Source organism: Microbacterium pumilum (genome assembly GCF_039530225.1).
GTDB classification, from domain to species: Bacteria; Actinomycetota; Actinomycetes; order Actinomycetales; family Microbacteriaceae; genus Microbacterium; species Microbacterium pumilum.
This window is the reverse complement of record NZ_BAAAOH010000001.1, coordinates 591,166-612,310: the sequence shown is the minus strand read 5'-3', so window position 1 is coordinate 612,310 and position 21,145 is coordinate 591,166. Positions and strand designations below refer to the sequence as shown.

The following is a 21,145-nucleotide window of genomic DNA, read 5'->3' as shown; positions in this document are numbered from 1 at the left end:
TTCACCCTCCCGTTCGGCTCGTCATGCCGGCGACGTCGAAAGCGCGGATCGGCCGGCTGAAGCCGCGCAGGTCCAAGTCGCCGACCGACTCGGTGACGATGAGCTCTTCGGTCGCCGAGAGCACACGCTGTGTGACGAGGATCTGCCACGGCCCCGCGGCCACGCACAGTCGCGCAGCGAGATTGGTCACGTTGCCGATGGCGGCATAGTCGGACCGGCCCTCGAAGCCGATGCGGCCGAGGGTGGCGAATCCCTGCGCGATGCCGATCCCGAAGCCGAGGTCGTGGCCTCGCCTCGCCCAGGCGGCGGCGAGTTCGGCGACGCGGTCGCGCATCGCCACCGCCATCGTCACGGCCCGCTCGGCGGGATTCTCGCACGGGATCGGATCGTTGAAGAACACCATCAGCCCGTCGCCCGTGAATCGCTCGAGTGTGCCGTCGAAGCGGTCGATGAGTTCGCCCATCGCGGTATGGAACTCCGAGAGCACCCCCATCACCTCTTCGGGCTCACTCGACTCGGCGAAGGGGGTGAAGCCGCGGAGGTCGCAGAAGACGACGACGATCTCGCGCCGGTGACTGACGAGAAAGCCGTCGTCGCCGGAGTCCATCACCACATCCACCAACTGCGGCGAGAGGAACCGCCGCAACCGGTTCACCCGTTGGAGCTCATCGATCTGCGCGCGGACCCGGTCCTCCAGCTCGAGGTTCCACGCCGCGAGTTCGGCGGACTGGCGCTGGATGGTGTCCTGGTATCGCTTGATCCGCGCGAGCGAGGCGACGCGCGCCAGCAGCTCGCCCTGGTTCAGCGGCTTGCTCACGAAGTCATCCGCACCCGCTTCGATGGCGCGGACCTTCTCCTGATCGCCGCTCGCCGTGATCATCACCACCGGCAGGAACTCGAAGCTCGGGGTGCTGCGGATCCGACGACAGACCTCGTACCCGTCGATCCCCGGCATCAGGATGTCGAGCAGGACGAGGTCGGCTCCCGAGCCGGGCAGAACAGCGAGCGCCTCCTCCCCGGACGAGGCCATGATGAGTCGGTATCCCCGGGGACTGAGAATGGCATCCAGCAGACGGAGGTTCTGTGGCAGATCGTCCACGGCGAGAATGGTGATGTCGTCACTCGACACGGGCCCGCCCCCTGCTGAGGAACTCGCCGATCTGCGACGTGAGGGCAGGCACGCTGATCGGCTTCGCGATGTAGCCGTCGAAGCCCTCGCGGGCTGTGCGCTCCCGGTCCTCCCGCATGGCGAACGCGGTCACGGCGATCACCGGCACATCTCCGAGCTGCGGATTCTGGCGGAGCAGCCGCAATGCCTCGTACCCGTCGATTCCCGGCAGCTGGAGGTCCATCATCACCAGGTCTGGCGACCGGCTTTCTGCGAGGGTCACCGCCTCCTCGCCGGAGCCGGCGGCGACCACCTCGAATCCCGAGGCGATGAGCACGTCGCGCACGAGTTTGAGGTTGAGCGGGTTGTCCTCGACGACGAGGATGCAGTGGCCGGCCATCAGGCGATCCCCTGAGCCGAGACGGGGTCCCGACCGTCCCAGCCCCGCATGGGTCCCTCCGGCAACGCGCCCACCCGCCGCAGCGCGGCCACGAGAGCCTCGCGACCGACGGGTTTGATCAGGTACTCGGCGGCGCCGAGCGCGAGCCCGCGCGGCTTCTCGTCGAGGATCGAGGCGATGACGACAGGCACGGCACGAGTGGCCTCATCCGCACGCAGCCGGGTGAGCACCTCCCAGCCGTCCATGCCCGGGAGGCGGATGTCGAGCACCACCGCCGCAGGCGGCAGCGCACGGATCACCTCGAGCCCGTCCTGCCCGTCGCGTGCCGGCACCAGTCGAACGCCGAGTCCGTCGAGATACGCGGCGATCAGGTCGATCGATGCATGGTCGTCGTCGATCACGACGACGACCGGCAGGTCTGCGCCGCCGCCCGCCGCCGACGAGGGCTCGGCGGCCGCAGCACTGAGCGGAACCGTGAATCCGAAAGTGCTGCCCACCCCGACTTCTGTCTCGAGCCACATGGTGCCGCCGAGGAGCGCCACGATCCGGCGGCACAGGGTGAGGCCCAGACCTGTCCCCTCCTCGCTCTGAGCGCCCCGGCGACCCTGCTGGAACGACTCGAAGATCCGCTCTCGATCTTCGAGCCGGATGCCGGTCCCGTTGTCTGTCACGGTGACGGCGAGGTCGCCGTCTCGTCGTCGAGCGATGACCGCCACGCGCCCACCGTCGGGAGTGAACTTCACCGCGTTGCTGAGGAGGTTCAGCAGCACCTGCTTGAATCGCAGCTCGTCGGATTCGACGTTCACCACCTCCGGGTCGGTCTCCAGGGTGACCTCGATGCCGTGCGATGCCGCGCGTTCACGCACCATCGAGACGGCATATTCGAGGGCGCCCTTCACGGGGAAGGTCGAGCGCTCCAACTCCATCCCCCCGGCCTCGACCTTGGACAGGTCCAGGATGTCGTTGAGCAGCCGCAGCAGGTGCCTGCCTGAGCCCAGGATGTCGCGCAGGTACTCGTCCTGGCGCTCGTTGAGCTCCCCGAACATCCGCTCCAGAAGCACCTCCGAGAATCCGATCACCGCGTTGAGCGGGGTGCGCAGTTCGTGCGACATGCTCGCGAGGAACTCGGACTTGTGCTGGCTCGCCACCTGCAGCTCCGCGGACTTGGTCTCGAGTTCGCGGAACAGCTGGGCGTTCCACACGGCCAGTGCCGACTGGCTCGCGAAGGTCTCGAGGAAGTCGACGGTCTGCTGCGAGAATTCCCCGGGCGTCCGGCGCCTGACCACGAGCGCTCCGATGATGCGCTCGCCGCGCAGCACCGGCACCGCGAGCACCGAGCGCCAGCCGTGTTCGCGGAGCAGCTGGAGATGCGGATCGAGGTCGACGGCATCGAGGTCCGACACCGCGATCGGATGACCCTCCAACGCCGATCGTCCGACCAGCGTGGTCTCGAGCTCGACCTTGATGCGCCGAAGGCGTGCGAGCAGGTCCGCGCTCGTGGCGTACGCGCTGCGCACCGAGAAGCAGCGCTCCTCTTCGACGTACTCCATGATGGATCCGCCGTCGCACCCGGAGAACCGCACCGCGTTCATGATGATGTGCGCAAGCACCTCGTCCAGGACCAGGCTCGAACTGACGACGCCGCCGACCTCGCTCAGGGCCTCCAGCTGGTCCACTTTTCGAGCCAGCTCCACCCCGCGCTCTTCGAGGGCTCGCACGAGATGCACGTTGCGGACCACGACCGCGGCCTGTGCCGCGAAACCTCCCGCCAGCGAGACGGTGCGATCGTCGAACGGGTCCACCGCTGTCCGAACCAGGGACAGCACGCCGACGACCTCGCCGTCCAACAGCATCGGTGCGGCCATCACGGTGCGGAACTTCACGAACCTGCGGACATCCTGCCGCCCGTACTCAGGATCGGTGAGGACGTCACGGATCTGCTGGGTGTGTCCGTCCTGTGTGACGCGTCCCACCAGCGACGCGCGGTCGAGCTGGAACGGATGTTCGCCCACGTAGGTCACGTAATCGGTTGAGAAGCCGACTGCGGACGACAGGACGAGGTGGTCTCCTTCGACGAGGAGGACGGCGGCGGCCTCGCACCGGCAGAGTCGTCGGACGCTCTCGACGATGCTGTCGAGAACCGCATCAGGCTCGGATGAGGACCGGCCGAGCGCGATGAGAACCTCGTTCATCGCAGCGAACTGCTCGGTGGCATCGCCGTAGTCACGCTGGAGGCTCTGGAATTCCTCCTCGCTGACCCGGTGACCGCGCCCGCTGATGCTGGCCCCCCTTCAGAGACCTGGACTCCGCCATTGGAGTCCCGGCGTCATTCTCCTCGCGGCATTTTGGCTTGGCAATAGCGGTCGATGCGCCGGAACCAGACCGGCCGGTCGCATCAGCCTCCGGCGACCAGCCGCTCGTACGCCGGTTCCATCGCGGGGTAGTAGTCGCCCCACGTCACCGTGGCCGGGTTCAGCCCGCGCTGCGCCGCCAAGAGCCGGTCGAGGTAATACTCCCAGCCGGGTCCGATCGAGCCGACCTCGTCTTCCGGGTTCAGGCGCTGCCCGAAGATGAGCATGGTGACTTCGCCCTTCGGCACCAGCTCGAACCACAGGTGCCAGGAGCCGGTTGCGGCCGACGTGTCGCCGGCGAAGCGGCGGGGCGGATCGCACTCGAGGATCGTGTACTCCTCAGGCGCGGCATCCTCGTCCTCCGCCGTCATGAAGAACGCGATGTGCCCGCTCTTCGGGTTGCCCTCCCAGCGGCCGATCCAACGCTCGAGTCGGCTGGATTCCGTCAGCTCTCGCCAGACGTCGGCGGCGGGGGCCGCGAACGTGCGGGTGAGGACGAGGTTCGGTGCACCGCCGATGTCGGTGACGGTACCGGTGATGTCGGTTCGATCGGTCATGTCGCGTTCCAGAGCTCCCGGTAGTAGGTGAGGCGCGGCCGGTCCGGCTCGAGGCCGTACGCCGCGATCAGCGCGTCCTCCCACCCCGGTCCATAGTTCCACTCCGTGCTCATCGATGCGACCGCGATGTCGGCCCAGCGGTCGCCGACTCCGAGCGCACCGAGGTCGACGTGCGCGCTCCAGTATCCGTCGTCGCCGATGAGCGTGTTGGGGCAGCACGCATCCGCATGGCAGACGACCAGCTCGTCGATGGGCGGCGGCTCGCGCAGCGAATCCGGCACACGGATGCCGCGGCGCGCCGCGTTGGCGATGCGCGAGGCCACCGTCCACTCGAACGGGCAGTCCGCCACCGGCAGCGCGTCGTGCAGGGCGCGCAATCCCTCGCCCACGGCGCGCACGGCGGTCGCGGGCTCGGCGAGCCAGCGGGGTGCCACCGCGCTCTCACCCCCGAGCGCCCGCGTGACGAGCCATTCGTGGGAGGAATCGGCGCCGACCTCGAGCACATGCGGAACCCGGATGTGAGCGCCCGCCCACTCGAGGCGCAGCGCCTCGCCCGCGAACGACGACTCGAGGGTGAGGGGGCCGTACTTGATGTACCGGCCGTCGCCGGTGCGGAAGGTCACCCCGCCGCCCTCGTTGAGCCAGACCGGCTCCAGCGCCGCGCGATGCGCCAGCGCGCGCACCCGCTCGGGCACCGCGACCGAGCCGACCGGGATGGACACGTCAGTCCTCCAGCGCCTCGCGCAGCACCACGACGTGGTTGCGGACCGGATCGTGCGCCGCGAACACGAGGGTGACGACGGGATGCCGCGACAGCTCCCCTCGCAGCGCCGCGACCGCCTCTGCCGAAGGCCCAGCGAGTTCGGCGCGGTACCGGTCGGCGAACGCGTCCCACGCGCGTGCGTCGGCCCCGTGCCACTCCTTGCGCAGCGCGGCGGAGGGTGCGACATCCTTCGCCCAGGCGTCGATCGCCGCGCGCTCCTTGCTCACGCCGCGCGGCCACAGCCTGTCGACGAGCACCCGCCACCCGTCGTCGGGGGCGGGGTCCTCGTAGACCCGCTTGACGCGCAGCTCCATGGACTCATCCAACACCGACGGGACGCTCGCGCGCGATCCAGAGCGTCTAGCCTGAGTTGTGACACCACCCGCGAGCCGGGTTCGCGCGCGACGAGGATGACACTCAGTACCACGTAGGGTGGAATGCAATACCGTGCGCTCACGACACGATCAATACGCGCCGGCGGTCGTTCGAAGGAGAACCATGGACCTCACGGGAGCCTCAGCGCTCGTCACCGGCGGCGCGAGCGGTCTCGGCCTCGCCACGGCGCGCCGCCTCACCGAAGCGGGCGCAGCGGTCACCATCATCGACCTCCCGGTCTCGGCGGGCGCCGAAATCGCCACCGAGCTCGGCGGCACCTTCGCGCCGGCGGATGTGACCGACCCCGACCAGGTGGCTGCCGCCGTCGAGACGGCCGCCGCTGTGGGGCCCCTCCGCGTGGTCGTGAACTGCGCCGGCATCGCCCCGCCGGCGAAGGTGCTCGGCCGCGACGGCAGCCCGTCGCCGCTCGCCGGATTCGAGAGGATCATCCGCGTCAACCTGATCGGCACGTACAACGTCATCGCCCAGGCATCCGCCGTCATGGCCCGCACCGACGTGACCGCCGATGGTGACCGCGGCGTCATCGTCAACACCGCGAGCGTCGCCGCGTTCGACGGCCAGATCGGCCAGCCCGCCTACTCTGCGAGCAAGGGCGGCGTCCACGCCATGACCCTGCCGATCGCCCGGGAGCTGGCGCGCTACGGCATTCGGGTGCTCACCATCGCCCCGGGCATCATGGAGACGCCGATGCTCATGGGCCTGCCGCAGGCGGCGCAGGACTCGCTCGGCCAGCAGGTGCCCTACCCGCAGAGGCTCGGGCGGCCCGACGAATACGCGCGTCTCGTCATGGCGATCGTCGACAACGGCTATCTGAACGGCGAGACGATCCGCCTGGATGGCGCAATTCGCATGGCACCGAAGTAAGGACTCCCATGAGCACTGATTCGATCCTGGTCCACGTCGAGGGCGGTCTCGCCCGTGTGACCTTCAACCGCCCCGCGTACCTGAACGCGATGGACTTCGACATGGGCGCCCGTTGGCGCGATGTCGCGCACGAGATCACGAGCGACTCCACGGTCGGGGCTGTGGTTCTGGATGCCGCAGGCCCGGCGTTCTGCGCCGGCGGCGATGTCGTCGCGATGGCGACGTCCGGCGCAGGGGGAGAGGCCGTCACCGCCGCCGCGCACGTCATCCACGACGGCATCCGCACATTCGCCCTTTCGGACAAGCCGATCGTCGCCGCCGTGCAGGGTGCCGTGGCGGGCGGCGGACTTGGGCTCATGCTGACGGCCGACTACATCGTCGCCGCCGACAGCGCCAAGTTCGTGAGCAAGTACGCCAATATCGGCCTCACCCCCGACCTCGGCGTCTCGACGCTCCTTCCCGCTGCGATCGGCCAGCGCCGCGCGCTGCAGCTGCTGCTGCAGGATCGCACCCTGTCGGCCGCCGAGGCGCTCGACTGGGGACTCGTCGCCGAGGTGCTGCCCCGCGATGAGGTCGCGGGCCGCGCAGAGGAGGTCGCTCGGTTCTGGCTCGACAACGCGACCGGCGCCTTCGGGCAGGCCAAGCGCCTCGTCCGTGTCGGCGCGCACCGATCGTTCGAAGACAACCTCGCGGACGAGGCGGCCTCGATCGGGTCGCGCTTCGACACCGACGAGTCGAAGCTGCGCGTCGCGGCGTTCGCCGCGGCATCCCGCAAGACCCGCCCATGAGGGATCTCCGAGATCACATGCTCTCGGTGAGCGCACACACTGTGGGCGCCGCTGAGATGTGACCTCGCCGAGATCATGTGCACTCGGCAAGATGGCAAGGAGAATCCATGACTGAACAGACACTCGCAGGCAAGACGATCCTGATGTCGGGCGGCAGCCGCGGCATCGGACTCGCGATCGCGCTGCGCGCGGCGCGGGACGGCGCCAACATCGCCCTTCTCGCCAAGACCGACACCCCGCATCCCAAGCTCGAGGGCACCGTGCACTCGGCGGCCGAGCAGATCCGCGCGGCCGGCGGCAACGCCCTGCCGATCGTCGGCGACGTGCGCAACGACGACGACGTCACGGGCGCGGTCCTCAAGACCGAGGGCGAGTTCGGCGGCATCGACATCGTGGTCAACAACGCCAGCGTCATCGACCTGTCGCACTCGCTCGACCTGCAGGCGAAGAAGTACGACCTCATGCAGGCCGTCAATGTGCGGGGCACGTTCATGCTGAGCCGCGCCGCCGTCCCGATCCTGAAGGATGCCGCGAACCCGCACATCCTGTCGCTCTCGCCGCCGCTCAACCTGTCACCGAAGTGGCTCGGCGCGCACACCGGCTACACGCTCGCCAAGTACGGCATGACGATGGTGACACTGGGGCTCGCGGCGGAGTTCGCCAAGGCCGGGATCGCCGCCAACACGCTGTGGCCGGCGACGACGATCGCGACCGCGGCGGTGCAGTTCGCGCTCGGCGGCGACGCGATGATGAAGGTCAGCCGCACGCCCGAGATCTACGCCGATGCCGCCCACGAGGTGCTCATCAAGCCCGCTCGCGAGTACACCGGGCAGACGCTGATCGTCGAGGACGTGCTGCGGGAAGCCGGCATCACCGACTTCTCGGCATACGCCGCCGTGGCGGGCACCCCCGACGAGGAGCTGTTCCCCGACATCTTCCTGAGCTGACCTGCGCCTGACGCCGCCCGCGTCAGTGCTTGTTGCCGGTGAACAGCAGGATGCCGCCGAGCCCGATCATGAGTCCGCCGCCGGTGGCCGTGAGCCTCTCGATGCGCGCGGGCGACTTGCCGAACCAGTTGCGCGCACCGGCGGCAACGAGGGCCCATGCGCCGTCCGAGATGAGCGCCAGCACGAAGAAGACCATCCCGAGCTCGATCATCTGCAGCGGAACAGATCCGGCGCTCAGGTCCACGAACTGCGGAAGCACGGCGACGAAGAACGCTATGGACTTGGGGTTCGTGACGCCCACGACGAATCCCTCGCCGAGCTGCCGCCAGATCGAGCGAGATGGTGCGTCCGACGTGGCGATGCGCGCCGATTGGCGGCGGTGGCGGATCGCCTGCACCCCGAGATACATGAGGTAGAGGGCTCCCGCGACCTTGACGATCGTGAACAGCACGATCGACTCGGCCACGATGGCACCCACCCCGAACGCCACGGCGAGGATGAGCGGGATCTGCCCGAGCGCGTTGCCCAGCACGCTGAGCAGCCCGCCCAGGCGGCCCAGTGCCAGAGCGCGACCGATCGTGAACAGCACACTCGGCCCCGGAACGACGATCAGGACCAGTGCTGCCAGTGTGAAGGCGAGCAGGTTCTCGGTCGGGACCACAACGAAACGATAGTGGGCGGATGCCGGTGCCGCCGCGTCAGTACCCTTCGAACGATCCCAGCACGACATCGACCTTTCCGCTGTCGAGCCACCAGAACCTGATGCTCTCGTCGTCATCCATCGGCCGCGGGAGTTCTTCGGGAACGATGTCGGTCTCCTCGAGCGACACGCTGAGCTTGCCGGCGACCTGCTCGGCAGGGGGGAGGCACTGGGCCCGGACCACCGTGCCGCGCTGGATGAGGATGCAGTGCTCGTCGGTCTCGTCCCCGGTCCCACCCGCGACCCACAGCTGCCACCCGAAGTACTCGCCGAGCGGAAGTGCCCAATCGAGAGTGGTGGTCGCGGGAAAAGTCGGCTGTCCGCCTTCGACCGGCACGTCGACGGAGGGACCGAACGCCCCGTCGAGGCTGATCGTCATCAACGTCTCGGAGCCGGGGTCGCCGTGGTACATGAAGCGGTCGTCCATAGGCGGGGTCGGTGCAGCCGCGGGCGACTGCGGACTCGGGAGCTGCGTCAGCGCCACCGCGACAGCGACCGCTCCCACGGCGATCGCCGAGGCGATGAGTCCCCAACGTCGTCGCGGAGGACGTGCGGGCGGGACGATATCGGATACCGCCGTGGCCGGCGACGAGCGGCTCGCCGGCCGGGTCCGGGTCCCGATGTCATCGGCTCTTGCGGGCCAATGCGGGTTCGTCACCGTCTCGGCGCGCGCGAGATCCTCGAGCTCGATGAGTCGTGCGACCGCGGCAGGCTGGTCATGGATGTCGGCGCCCCGACCGTACGCCCGGCGGCGGAGGGCGTCCAGCTCGGCGCGGTCCGCGGCATCCATCGACTCACCTCCTGTTCCACGGTAACCCTCCCGCGATTCGGCGGCACCCGACTCTGCGCACGGCCGGTCAGCGCACGAGCAGGAAGGCGACGATGACGAGCACGATCCCGACGCCGGCGAGCCCCATCGACCACCGGATGCAGCGATACTTGCGCTGCACCACCGCTGAGAGCACCAGCAGCTGCTGATATGTGCGCTCGGGCGGCTGGAGCCCGCGCTGCGCGAGCGCGTCGGCGACCGCCGCAGGCGACTCGAGCCCGCGGACCTGGCCCCAGTAGGTGATCGCGCCGGGTCCCGGCCCTTTGCTCAGCCGCGGCCACACCGCCATCGCCGCCGCGACGACCGAGCCGCTCGCCGCGACGGTGCCGACGATCCACAGCGCCACGCCGATCGCGCTGAGCGAGTTCAGGCTCCAGTCGCCGCCGATGATGCCGCTGAGGACGATGCTGAACGCGATGCCGAGGCTGCCGATCAGCATCGACGCCTTCTGGTCCGCGAGGTCGATCTCACCCGTCACCTCGCCGAGCATGGCGACGGCGAGGGCATGGGTGCGATCGTCGGGCGTGGGTGGGGGATCGTCGGTCATCGCACTCCGAACGTGACGGTGAAGGAGGTACCGTCGGCGAGGGTCACCCGGTAGGTGTATTTCTTTCCTGTCGCGAGATGGAAGGTCGAGATGTGGCCGAGCCAGGTCTTCGTGGCCCTGACGTAGGTGAACGCTCCGACCGGTGGGTACCAGAGCTCGGTCACCTTGGCACCTGCGGGGAGCGTCGTGGTCGAGAGGAGTGTCACTCCGGTGACGAAACCTCTGGTGCCGATCGGCACCCCCTTCGCGTCGCACGCAGAGAAGATCACGGGCACCCCCGATGTTCGCAGGAAGACACTCGATCCGTCAGCGTTGACCGGGGCCAGGGCGGTGCGGTCCGCGCGGCCGGCGCACGTCAGCGGCTTCGGCGCTTCGACCGTGTAGGTCGCGTCGCTCGTCGCCGTGTTGCCCGCGACATCCGTCGCCCTGCACGACACGGACTTCGTCCCGGCGGTCGCGGTCACCGGGCTGTCGCACGATTGCGAAGCCACCCCGGAGCCCGCGTCGGTGGCGTTCGCCGTCGCGACCGCCGTGCCTCCCACAGCAACTGTCGCCGGGGTGACCTTCGGTGCGAGCGCGGGTGCGCTGCGGTCCACCTTGACGACGATGTTCGCCGTGGCGCTGCGCCCGAGCACGTCGCTCATCGTCCCGCTGACCGTGAGGCTGCCCCGGCCCGTATCGTCGGCGATCGTCCGAGACGGGGGACAGTTCAGCACGGCCGCCCCCGAGGTGCAGGTGAATCGGATGTCGACGGCCGAACGGCTCCACGTGTCTGCGACGTAGGCCCCTGCGGCGTTCGTCGCGGTGGCGGTGATGACCGGCGGCGCAGGCGGGATGGGAACCTGGATCGACGCAGAGGCTGCATGGCCGGCTGTCTTGCCGTCGTTCGGAGTCGCCGTGACGCCGATGACATCGCCCGGCGAGGCAATGCCATCCAGCGCGAGCGTCGCGCTGTCGTCGCCGACGGGAGCGCCGTTGCGCGTCCAGGCGTACGAGAGTGCGACGGGGTCGCCGTCCGGGTCGGTTCCTTCAGCGTCTGCCGTGAGCACAGACGTCGGCGTGACGGGATCAGCATCCGACGAGAGGGCCACGGATGCCGAGGGTGCGGCGTTCGGCAGGGGAACCTCGACCGGGAACTCAGCCGAGGTGCACGCATCGGCGCGGCAGATCGTGAGGGTGACGGCGTATTCTCCCGGCGTCGTGAACACCTGATCGATCATCGCCCTTGTCGCTCCGTCGGGACCCGTCACGACGGCGGCGACCGATGTCGCGGAGGCCGCGGATGATCCCACAGCCGTGGCGGTCACGCGTCCGGTGAGCCGTTCGCCTGCCGCGGCATCGGTGACCTCGACCTCTCGCCGGAGTGACGCGCCCGCGGCGACGACGGCCGTCCCGCCCGCGTCCCCGAGCGAGGGAGCGGGGGCGGACTCCACGTCGAGATGGCCGCGGTCCGTGTCGACGACGACGTTGCCGGCGGCATCCGCAACCTGAAGGATCCAGCGATACGATCTCCCGTCCTGGGGGAGTGTCGCGGTGCCCGTCCCGTCGGCGAACGAGACGTCGAGCCGCTGCCAGGCGGTCTCGCCCTCTGGCTGGACGAGCACGATGCCGCGCGTGGCCGCGGAGCCCGTTCCGTCCACGGCGAACGAGAAGATCCCACGCGAAGTCTCCATCGCCGATACCGACGGCGGCGTGGTGTCGGCGGCATCGGCAGGTCCGTACACGACATCGAGGTCGAGGCTGGTGAATCGTTCGAAGGATCCCGTGCCCGCAGTGGATCCGCGGGGGGCTTCGACACGACCGGGTGTCACGACGAGGAAGTCCGCTGGTCCGTCGGGGGTGTCCTGCTTCGTGATCGTCGCGAAGCTCGATGGGAATGCGAGGTCGGTACGGGTCGCCCTCGTGTCGTTCGTCCCGACGCCGGCCTCCGCGATGGCCGGTGTCACCCCGTCCTCGACTTCGGAGGTGAGCGCGGTGATGAGTGCGCCGCGCGGCGTCAGTCCGTCTTCGGGACGAAGCTGCGAGACGATCTTCGGCAGCACGGGCTGCCCTGAGATCACGGCGGGATCCTGACCGTCGGCGACGAGATAGGACACCTCCGCGCCGGACGCATCCTGCGTCGTCCGCTTCTGGAATGACGGCGTGAGCGTCAGCGCGGCGGTGGAGAGACCGCCGGAAGTCTGCAGATCCTCGAGCGCCGCCGGGATCTCAGGAACCGGAGCATCCTTCGTCGTGGCTGCGTCAGCGAAGGTGTACATCGGCAGACCGTAGTAGACGGCCTCCATGAGCACCTTCTCGTCGTAGCCCGAGTACAGCCCGAGCCCTCCGAGGTAGGACTGCTTGGCGTAGAGCAGAGCTTCGGATGCCGAGACCTTCTCTCCGTCGACCTGGACGCCGATCCAGTTCGCATACATCGCGAGAAGCCGCTCGCTGAGCGCGGTCGTCACGTCGTTCGCGAGCCCGTAACCCGTGTTGCCGACGTAGCCCGCCGCGTTCGAGAACACGTCGACCCAGTCGCGCGCGTCCTGGCCGTAATACGCGGCGGGGAGGTTGTTTCCGGCGTGGCAGCCGATGAGGAAGACGAGCGACCCCGAGAGATCCTCCGGCGACGAGACACTGTCGGTCGTGAAGAGATCCGCATCGTCGAAGGCACCGCTCTCGGCATCGTCGACTCCCGGGAGCATGCGCGTCTCATCGGCGTGCGTGTTGATCGACACCACCCGAGGGGTGTTTCCGTCCGATGGGAAGAGCGAGTCCGCCATGTCGGCGGCGTCCCAGAGGCCGTCCGGGTCATCGGCGCCCAAGGTCGCGTTCGATGACGACCGCCACGACAGCGCCGCGGTGACGTCTTCGGGCAACTCGCTCCAGGCGCCGTAGCCGGCGGTGAGTGTCGAGTCGGCATCGAGCACGCCAGGAGCGGGCAGAGTGCCGTCCGCATCGAGGAAGCTCTTCGCGATCGTCTGCACGCCCTCGGGCCCTTCCACGAGGCGTCCGAGGGCGGTCGTCGGCACATACAGGTAGCCGCCGAGCGACTCGTACGCCTTGGCAAGGCCGTAGGGGTCGTCGGTCAGGATCACGGATGCCGCAGCCGCTGCCGAAAGCGGAGTCGCGCAGGCGTCGAGCGCGCCCGCCTCGACCTCCGCGGGGCATTCCGCGCCGGTCGGAGTCGCGCTGAGGCGCAGGTCGCCCGCATGACTGCTCTCCGTGAACTGGCTGGTGTGCTGTGCCACGGGTGCCATCGGGATGACCTCGTCGCCGCCGACGACGACGACAGAGCGGATCTGGTCGCGGCGATCGCCGAGCTGCTGCGTGACGTAGTCGTTGATCGCGGTCGTGAGTGCCTCGCGCGCACTCATGGAGCAGGGATTCTGATCCGACGCCGCGCGGGCGGCCACGACGCCGGGCGAGGCATCCACCGACAGCACCGCACCCTGGACGGTCGACCCCCCGACCTCGCCTGTGCCCGACAGGCTCGCGAGGGCGAGCTTCGCCTGATCGGTTGCGCCCGGTCCGAAGGTCGCGTCGTAGCGGCCGGTGTCGACGAGGTAGATCGTGTTCGTCGCGTCGGTGAGAGGGTCGCTGACGGGGACGGACGAGGGATCCGTCTGGAATGCGGGAGTCCACGGCGTGCACACCGTCTCGACAGGCTCGTCGAGGTACTGCACGCGCAGCGAGTACATGGTGGAGCTCGGCCGCCCGTTGCCGCTCGCAACCCTGACGAGGAGCTGTTCGCCGGCCGCGGCATCCGTCGATGCCGCCTCGACGGACGACGTGCCTGCGCCTCGCTGCACCGCCTGGTCGACGAGGGTGCGCCCTTGGATCGCCGTGGCAGCATCGGCGCCTGCGAGCGAAGGCTCGCCCGAGGTGTTCTGCTCGGTCACGGCCGTACCAGGCGCGGGTCCGGCGTTCGCAACGCCGAGAGCCGCCGAGGCGGCACCCGTTCTGCTGTACAGCGAGAGCGAGATCTGACCGTCGCTCGCGTTCGTCGAGAGCACGAGTCGCTTGCCCGGCGCCGGCGGGTCGACGAGGTAGAAGTCCTCGTCGAGCGCCGGTCCCTGGACGGTCGCGCCCGTGTCGTCCGTCGTGAGATCGGACGGCGAGATCCACTCGTAGTACAGGGTTCCGGGGCGCAGAACGACGCCCTCGAACCCCTGCTCCCATCCGGAGTCCGCGGACCACGTGTGAGACGGGTCATCCCAGCGGCTCAGCGCAGTGGCACCGCTCAGCGTGCTCACGGCGCGCTGGGTCCCGGAGGTCAGCACGGCCGTCGCGGAGATGTCGCCGTTGAACGTCGCAGGCGAGTAGACGGCCGCCAACTCGAACACGGTGCCCGCCTCCGTATCGGCCATCGGAACCGTGATCAGGGAGCCGTCGATCGCCGCGGGGCCGCTGTACGCAGCCGATGAGTTCCACGCGACGCCCGGCCCCGAGCCGCGAGCCTTGAGTTCGAGCGGCACGGTTCCCGTCGGAAGGGTCACGGAGGCCGTCGGTGCGACGAATCGGGTCGGCTCGCCCGGGCCGACGTCGAAGGAGAAGCGGAACGGCGAGTCGTACGTGCAGCGCGTGCCTCCCACACAGCTCTGCGGCGAGTACCCCGAGGCGTCTCGCGGGTCGATCGACGAAGCCGAGATCTGCTCCCACGGATAGCTGTCGGCGTCGAGGAGCGAGAACAGCACGTCGCCGAACGTGAGCGAAGAGGCGCCCTTCGCGAGGTCGCCGAAGGTCGCGGTATCGAGAAGCGGGACGGACGGCTGGGCGAGCGTCCCGGTCACGCCTTGATCGCCGAACAGGGCAAGGCGCGCCTCGAGGTCGAGGGTCGTCACCTCGATGGCTCCCATCGGGGTCCCCGGGAGGAGGTCGGGATCGATGACGAGCAGGCCCAGCAGCGTCTCATCGATGACGGAGTCGTCGAGGTCGCTGAGCGAGAGCTGCTCGATCCCGGTCGCAGCGATGTCGAGGCCCGCAGCGTCGAGGTCGGCGAGCACCGTCTCGCCGTCGACGGTGACACCGAGTCCCTGCGCGTCGACGCGCGTCTGCCAGCGCTCGAGGTTCGATCCGGTGCCCGGGATCGTGAGGTCGGCTACGGGTGCGTTGCCGAGCGCGTACGACGCGAGGCTCAGGGCGTCGAGGCCACTGCCTTGCAAACCGACGTCCACGAGCGTCAACGAGTGGATGCGATCGGATGCACCGGTGCCGGGATTGTCGTCCGCCCAAGCCAGCACCTCGTCGAGCGTCACGGTGTGGAGGAGTTCGTCCGCGAAGGGTGTGCCCTCGAGGACCTGCGGCCACCCGCCCGGCAGGTCGAGCCGGTAGATAGGCAGCCGGTAGATCGGGAGCCGGTAGATCGGGAGCCGGTAGATCGGGGCATCTTCCACGAGGAGCCGATAGATGGGCAGCCGGTAGATCGGCAGCCGATAGATGGGCAGCCGATAGATCGGCAGCCGGTAGATCGGTGAGTCGGCGAGCGTCGCTGCGTAGTCGCGCAACGATGTCAGCGGGATGTTCGCGATCGGCACCTCCGTGACGAACGACGGGGTGATGATCGAGCCCTGCACACTCGTCACCGAGAGTCCGTCGCTCGAGTGGCGGTCCACCACATGGATGCCGGCAGGCTCGGGCGACTGGAACGCGAGCGAGCGCCCCGTTGCCGACAGTGTCGCGTGAGCCCCTTCCGCGACGTCGTACCACTCGCCCGCGAGGATGCCGCTGCATGTCGCGGACTCGGTCCCGCTCGCATCCCACCACGACGCCTGCTGGACGCGCACGACGGCCTCGGCGAGCGGCGGAGCCGGAACACCTCCGTTGCCGAAGTCGAACGGGGGAACGGTCGTCGTCCAGGCGATCGTGCTGCCGTCCGCCGAGACGACGGGATCGGCGACCCAGCCGGACCGCATGTCGGTGAGGATCGTTCCGACCGCCACCGAGAAGATCCCCGAGACGCTGGTGAGCGACGCCACGACCGCCACGCCCTCCGAGCCGAGGGCGCATGCCTGGTCCTTGACGAACGCGAACACGGTGCCGGTGGCGTCGACCGATGGCCGGCCCAGAACCTGGCTCTGGACGAATCCGGAGTCGCCCACCTGCAGGGCCCCGCTGCCGAGCTTGACCGCGTAGAGCGAGTCCGTATCGGCGATGTAACCCGCGCCCGGTGTCCATCGGGTCAGCACTCCGACGATCGCGCCATTGCCGCTGATCACGGCGTCGTGGGTTCCGGGTTCCACCTGATCGTTCGGGAAGAGCTTGATCACCAAAAGATCGCCGATCGTGCCATCGCCGTTCGCATCGAGGTCGACGACGAATGTGTCGGTCGTCGCGTTCGTGTCGGCGCCGGGCGCGCCGAGGTTGCCCGCATCCGAGGTGAACACGAGCCGGCGACCGTCATCGCTGAGATCGGGACGGTACGACGAGCCGTCGGGCTCCTCGCCGCCCTGGATGCGGATGGTCCTGTTCGCCAAGGTGTCGCGCACGTAGATGTAGGTGCGGCCGTCGCCGGTGCTCGGCAGGGCGACGAGGTTCGTCGCGGAGCTCGTGAAGGCGACGTACCGCGCGTCCGCGCTCGCGACGGCCTCATCGCTGGCCCCGTTCGCCCGAGTTGCGGCGACGGGGCCGTCCGGAGCGCTCACGAGCGTCGCCGAGCCGGAGAACGGGTCGTCGGATCCCGGAATCGCGGCCTTCAAGAAGATGTCCGCCTGCCCGTTCACATCCCCGTCGACGAGGTCGCTGGCGGTGGACGTGAAGAGGACCCGCTGGGCGTCGGCGGTGAGGAACGCGTTCTGCGATTCCCCGCCGTGGCCGGCCGTCACGTCGAAGGTCTCGGCGCCGGCGGGGAGCGGTGCTGCTTGTGCGCCAGGCGCGGGCGAGGTCGTGACCAGCCCCGCGATCAGGAGCGCGCCGACTGCGGTCGCTGACGCGGTGCGGAGGATGGAGGCTGGCATCATCGGGGGGTCTCTCTGGGCGACGGGGTGGGAGAGTGCGGGACGATCAGATCGACGTCGGCCAGGCCGAGGCCCCGCAGGATCGCCTCTGCCTCGAGTGCGAGCGCGCCGTCTTCGGGCGAGAGCTGTGAGATCAGCACGAGCGACAGCGCCCGCTCGAACGGCGTCGAGGCCGCCGCATCGAGCGCCTCGAGCGCGAGCGCGCCCGCGGCGGCGGTGTCGCCCGCCGCCGCCGCAAGACGTGCCCGCTGCCTGAGGAGTCGGCTCACCGACGGGCCCACGCCATCCGGCTCCGAGAGCGCACCGAGCGTCTCGGCGGCTGCGAGCACGTCGCCTGCGTCGAGCGCCGCCTCCGCGAGCCGCACGCGCGCATCGATTGCGGCGTCGTGCTCGCCGAGGCTCTCGAAGCCCTCGGCCGACGAGAGGAATGCCGCGCGTGCGGCATCCGGATCCCCTCTCCGCAGTGCCGCGCGGCCGATGAATCCGGTGACGAACGCCACAAGGTACGGATTGTCCGATGCCTCGAACACGCGGAGCGCATCGTCGATGAGAGGCTGGGCCTCGGCGAAGCGTCCCTGATCGACGAGGATCTCGGCCGCGTTCGCGGTCTCGATCGCAGCACCCACGACGTCACCGGCCGCCTGAGCGGCTTCGCCCGCCTGACCGTAGAGCACTGCGGCAGTCGTCCAGTCGCCGCGATAGTAGGCGCGGGCGCCGAGGACGTTCAGCACTTTCGACTTGGACAGTTCGTCGCGTGCGCGGTCGTAGAGTTCGAGCGCACGCGGCAGGTTGACCATGGCAGTGTCGCCTTCGAGTTCGCCCGACGCGATGTCGCCGTATCGAAGAGCATCGGCGAGGACACGCGTCTCCGTATCGTCGGCGGTATGACCGTCCAGGAGCGCGGCGGCATCCTGGGCGAGGCGGCGCGCATCGGACCAGCGCGCCTGTCGCAGCCGGAGTCCCGCCTCGGTGACGTCGATTGCCGCGAGGATGGCGCGGCCTTCCTCGCCGGTACCGGTGAGCGCGCGCCGCGCCGTGCGGAGGGCCTGCACGGCCTCGTCCTGGCGACCCAGCACGTTGAGGGCATACGCTCGCTCGCGATCGAGCCGTGCCCGCGAAACGGTGTCGCTGATCAGCTTGCGCGCCGCGGAGAACGCATCGAGCCCCTCTTTGGCCCAGCCGCCGGCGACGCTCACGCGTCCGAGCGCCTCGAGGAGATCGGCGAGCTGATCGCTGTCGCCCGCGCGTTTGGCGGCCTCGACCGCGACGCGATACGCGCGCACCGCCTCCTCCAGCGCGAAGGCCTGGGCGGCCATCTCGGCGGCCTGGCGTGCCGCCTCGTGTGCCGCCTCCCACTCGCCCGCAGCCTCGTAGTGCGCCGCGAGCATCAGAGCGCGCGAGGGCCCCCCGAGCATGGGATCCGACTCGATCGCCGCCGCCGCCGCGCGGTGCAGCTCGCGCCGGACCTGAAACGAAAGCTGACCGTATGCGACGTCGCGGAACAGCTCGCTGCGGAATGAGACGGAATCCGGCCCCAGCTCGAGGAAGGCACCGAGGCCACCGGAGATCAAGGGCGCGCCGACGCATCGCAAATACAGGCCGAGCGGGACGCGGATGCCCAGTACTGCCGCGCGACGAAGGGTCGCCCGCTCCGCGTCGGGGAGGGCGTCGATTCGCTCGCCGACGAGCTGCTCGATTCCGAGAGCGTCGTCACCGAGTGACCGCTCCCCTGCTGCGAGCCCCGTTGCGAGCTCGATCGCGAACAGCGGGTTCCCGCCCGAGCGGCTGATGATGGGGCGGGCGTCGGCAGGCAGAAGACGGCGCCCTGCGACCGCCTCGATGATGTCGCGGATCGCCACGTCGTCGAGCCCGCCGAGCGCGATGCTTTCGCCGAGTGGCGGCACGCCGCGGGCTTCGTCGCGCCGGAGGAGGACGATCGCATGTGAAGCGTCTGCGGCGATGACGACCTCGAGGACGGCTTGCGACGCCGGGTCGACCCATTGCGCGTCGTCGATGACGAGGACCCCGGGATCGGTGGTCGAAGCGGTGATGAACTCCACCAGGACGAGTGACGTCCGCTCCGCACGGAATGCATCGTCGATGGCGCTGACCTCGGGAGTATCCGGCACCGCGGCATCGAACGCGGGGGCGAGGAGCGGGAGCCACGGCACGAGTGCGGGCATGCCCTGGGCGATGGCTCGCGCGAGCATCGCACCGGCATCCGCGGCCGTCGCCGATGCCGGAATGTCGAGCAGGGGGCGCAGGAGGGACTGCAGCGTGCGGTAGGGCGTGTTCGCGCCGTAGCGGTCGCCGTGCGCCCGCAGGACGCGCAGCGGCGTCTCGGCCAGGGCATGGTCGATGAGCCGCGTCTTGCCTATCCCTGCGGGGCCGGTCACAGTGAGCACCGAGCCGACCTCGGCCGCCGCATCCGCCAGCGCGCTGCGGAGGCGGCTGAGCTCTTCGGTGCGCCCGACGAAGGGCACCTGCTGCCTTTCGAGGACCGTGGCACCGCCCCGCCCGGTCACGATCGCGACGGGGATCTGCTGCGTCTTGCCCTTGACCGAGATCGTCCCGGCGTCCTCGGTCTCGAAGGGGCGGCCGGTGCGCTCGAGCGCCGACCGGGCCACGAGCACGGTTCCGGCTCCGGCGCGCGCGGCGAGACGTGCCGCGAGATTCGTGGGATCGCCCATGACGGTGTAGGTCTGTCGGTACGTCGCCCCCACGAATCCGGCGAAGACCCGCCCCGACGTGACACCCGCCCGCAGGGTGTAGCCGTCGCCGCCGCCCGCCGCGACGATCCGCAGCGCGGCGGTCACCAGCCGGCCCTCCGGATCCTGCGCGGTGGTCGGCGCGCCCGCGGTGAGGAAGTAGCGGTAGCCGCCGACGGACGGGTCGACATCCAGGAGGGTCGCGCCGGTGTCGGCGGCGGCAGCCTCGACGAGACCCGTCAGCCGCGACATCCGCTCGAGGTCGGCAGGTCCGGGCTCGTCGGGAACACCCGAGACCTGGACGAAGGCGATCGCGGCCCAGCGATGGTCCGGCTCGGCGCCCAGGAGGTCGTGGCGCTCTGCGAAGGCACGAGGGAGGAACCGGTCCGCCGCCTCGGTGCGCCCGACCGACAGGGCCATCAGCGACGCCGTCGCGACCGAGCCGGCGCGCAGCAGCCGGTGGGCTCCGGGAACACCCTCCTCGGCGGCCACCTGTCTGACGGGCAAAGCCGCGGCGGTCTGGTCGCTGACGAGGATCCTCCCCGCCGCGGCCGCATTCTGCAGCTCGAGCACCCGTGAGGTGGCCGCTCCCGTCAGGATGGCGCTGACATGATCATCGCCGGTCAGCAGCACCTCGAACGTTCCGGAGTGCACCCCCACCGACATGCGCAGCTTCGCCCGGGCCGACGACAGGTGGATGTCGCCGATCGTGGCGAGCACCCGGTTCATGTTCCATGCGGCATGGACGGCGTGCTTCGCGTGGTCGGTGCCGGTGAAGAGGATGAAGAGGGCATCGCCGGCGAACTTCACGACGTCGCCGCCGTCATCCGTGACGGGGAGGAGCACCGTGAAGACGCGCGAAAGCGTCGCGATGAGCTGCTCGGTGCCTTCACGTCCCGCCGCGGCCAGCTGCTCGGAGAGGGTGGTGAAGCCGGAGATGTCGACGACGACCGCGGTGCCGTCGATTCGCATGTGCGGGTCTGCGTCGTCGGACACACCGTGAAGGAGGCGCGGGCTCAGCGCCGATGCCGCGACCAGCGACGTCACCTCGACCCTTCCCAGAGCGACATTCCCCGAGCGGCGCCCCCACGTGAGCCGAAGGCAATGTGGGGTGATGGCGAGGGGGCTCACCGGCTACGGCGCCGTATCGAGAAATATCGCACGTTCTGACAGCGAGCGCCATCCATTCACATGCACGCAATCCGGACTCCTCGGTGCAGAAGCCGGATTTCATGCAGGTACGTCGCCTACC

The 21,145-nt window shown here is 69.5% G+C and carries 14 protein-coding genes; 3 read left to right on the top strand and 11 right to left on the bottom strand.

From position 1 onward, the window contains the following. Position 1: 1 nt before the first annotated feature. From ABD188_RS02710 to ABD188_RS02685, 6 genes are all read right to left on the bottom strand, one after another. Complete coding sequence (locus ABD188_RS02710; protein WP_344058279.1) at positions 2-1,099, bottom strand: adenylate/guanylate cyclase domain-containing protein; 1,098 nt, start codon at positions 1,097-1,099, stop codon at positions 2-4. A gap of 19 nt (positions 1,100-1,118) precedes the next feature. After that, entirely contained in the window at positions 1,119-1,508 is a 390-nt protein-coding gene (locus ABD188_RS02705) for a response regulator (RefSeq protein ID WP_344058277.1), read from the bottom strand. After that, positions 1,508-3,700, bottom strand: coding sequence for a hybrid sensor histidine kinase/response regulator (locus ABD188_RS02700; RefSeq protein WP_344058275.1), 2,193 nt, complete (start codon positions 3,698-3,700; stop codon positions 1,508-1,510). The genes ABD188_RS02705 and ABD188_RS02700 overlap by 1 nt, the downstream gene beginning before the upstream one ends. A 203-nt stretch (positions 3,701-3,903) precedes the next feature. Then, positions 3,904-4,416, bottom strand: coding sequence for an SRPBCC domain-containing protein (locus ABD188_RS02695; RefSeq protein WP_344058273.1), 513 nt, complete (start codon positions 4,414-4,416; stop codon positions 3,904-3,906). Next, on the bottom strand, positions 4,413-5,138 hold the full coding sequence (locus ABD188_RS02690) for a phosphotransferase (protein ID WP_344058271.1): 726 nt from the start codon (positions 5,136-5,138) through the stop codon (positions 4,413-4,415). Before ABD188_RS02690 ends, ABD188_RS02695 begins: the two co-directional genes overlap by 4 nt. Position 5,139: 1 nt before the next feature. Continuing rightward, complete coding sequence (locus ABD188_RS02685; protein ID WP_344058269.1) at positions 5,140-5,493, bottom strand: DUF488 domain-containing protein; 354 nt, start codon at positions 5,491-5,493, stop codon at positions 5,140-5,142. A gap of 184 nt (positions 5,494-5,677) precedes the next feature. On the opposite strand from ABD188_RS02685, the gene ABD188_RS02680 reads away from it, so the two are divergent. From ABD188_RS02680 to ABD188_RS02670, 3 genes are all read left to right on the top strand, one after another. Then, the gene (locus tag ABD188_RS02680; RefSeq protein WP_344058267.1) at positions 5,678-6,439 is read left to right on the top strand and encodes an SDR family NAD(P)-dependent oxidoreductase; all 762 of its coding nucleotides are present in this window, start codon (positions 5,678-5,680) and stop codon (positions 6,437-6,439) included. A gap of 8 nt (positions 6,440-6,447) precedes the next feature. Next, complete coding sequence (locus ABD188_RS02675; RefSeq protein ID WP_344058265.1) at positions 6,448-7,227, top strand: enoyl-CoA hydratase/isomerase family protein; 780 nt, start codon at positions 6,448-6,450, stop codon at positions 7,225-7,227. Positions 7,228-7,334: 107 nt separating this feature from the next. Then, a complete protein-coding gene (locus ABD188_RS02670; protein ID WP_344058263.1) occupies positions 7,335-8,174 on the top strand; it encodes an SDR family oxidoreductase in 840 nt (279 codons plus the stop codon). A 22-nt stretch (positions 8,175-8,196) separates the two neighbouring features. Here the strand turns inward: ABD188_RS02670 and ABD188_RS02665 are convergent, their stop codons facing one another. From ABD188_RS02665 to ABD188_RS02645, 5 genes are all read right to left on the bottom strand, one after another. Continuing rightward, positions 8,197-8,835, bottom strand: a complete 639-nt coding sequence (locus ABD188_RS02665; RefSeq protein ID WP_344058261.1) for a LysE family translocator — start codon at positions 8,833-8,835, stop codon at positions 8,197-8,199. A gap of 37 nt (positions 8,836-8,872) precedes the next feature. Further along, positions 8,873-9,664: a hypothetical protein gene (locus ABD188_RS02660; RefSeq protein WP_344058259.1), complete on the bottom strand. Its 792-nt coding sequence runs from the start codon at positions 9,662-9,664 to the stop codon at positions 8,873-8,875. Positions 9,665-9,731: 67 nt separating this feature from the next. Further along, positions 9,732-10,250 (bottom strand): Pycsar system effector family protein, encoded by a 519-nt coding sequence (locus ABD188_RS02655; protein ID WP_344058257.1) that lies wholly within the window; start codon positions 10,248-10,250, stop codon positions 9,732-9,734. After that, positions 10,247-17,188, bottom strand: coding sequence for a hypothetical protein (locus tag ABD188_RS02650; protein WP_344058255.1), 6,942 nt, complete (start codon positions 17,186-17,188; stop codon positions 10,247-10,249). The genes ABD188_RS02655 and ABD188_RS02650 overlap by 4 nt, the downstream gene beginning before the upstream one ends. Continuing rightward, entirely contained in the window at positions 17,185-20,940 is a 3,756-nt protein-coding gene (locus ABD188_RS02645) for an AAA family ATPase (RefSeq protein ID WP_344058253.1), read from the bottom strand. Before ABD188_RS02645 ends, ABD188_RS02650 begins: the two co-directional genes overlap by 4 nt. Between the last annotated feature and the right edge of the window lie 205 nt (positions 20,941-21,145).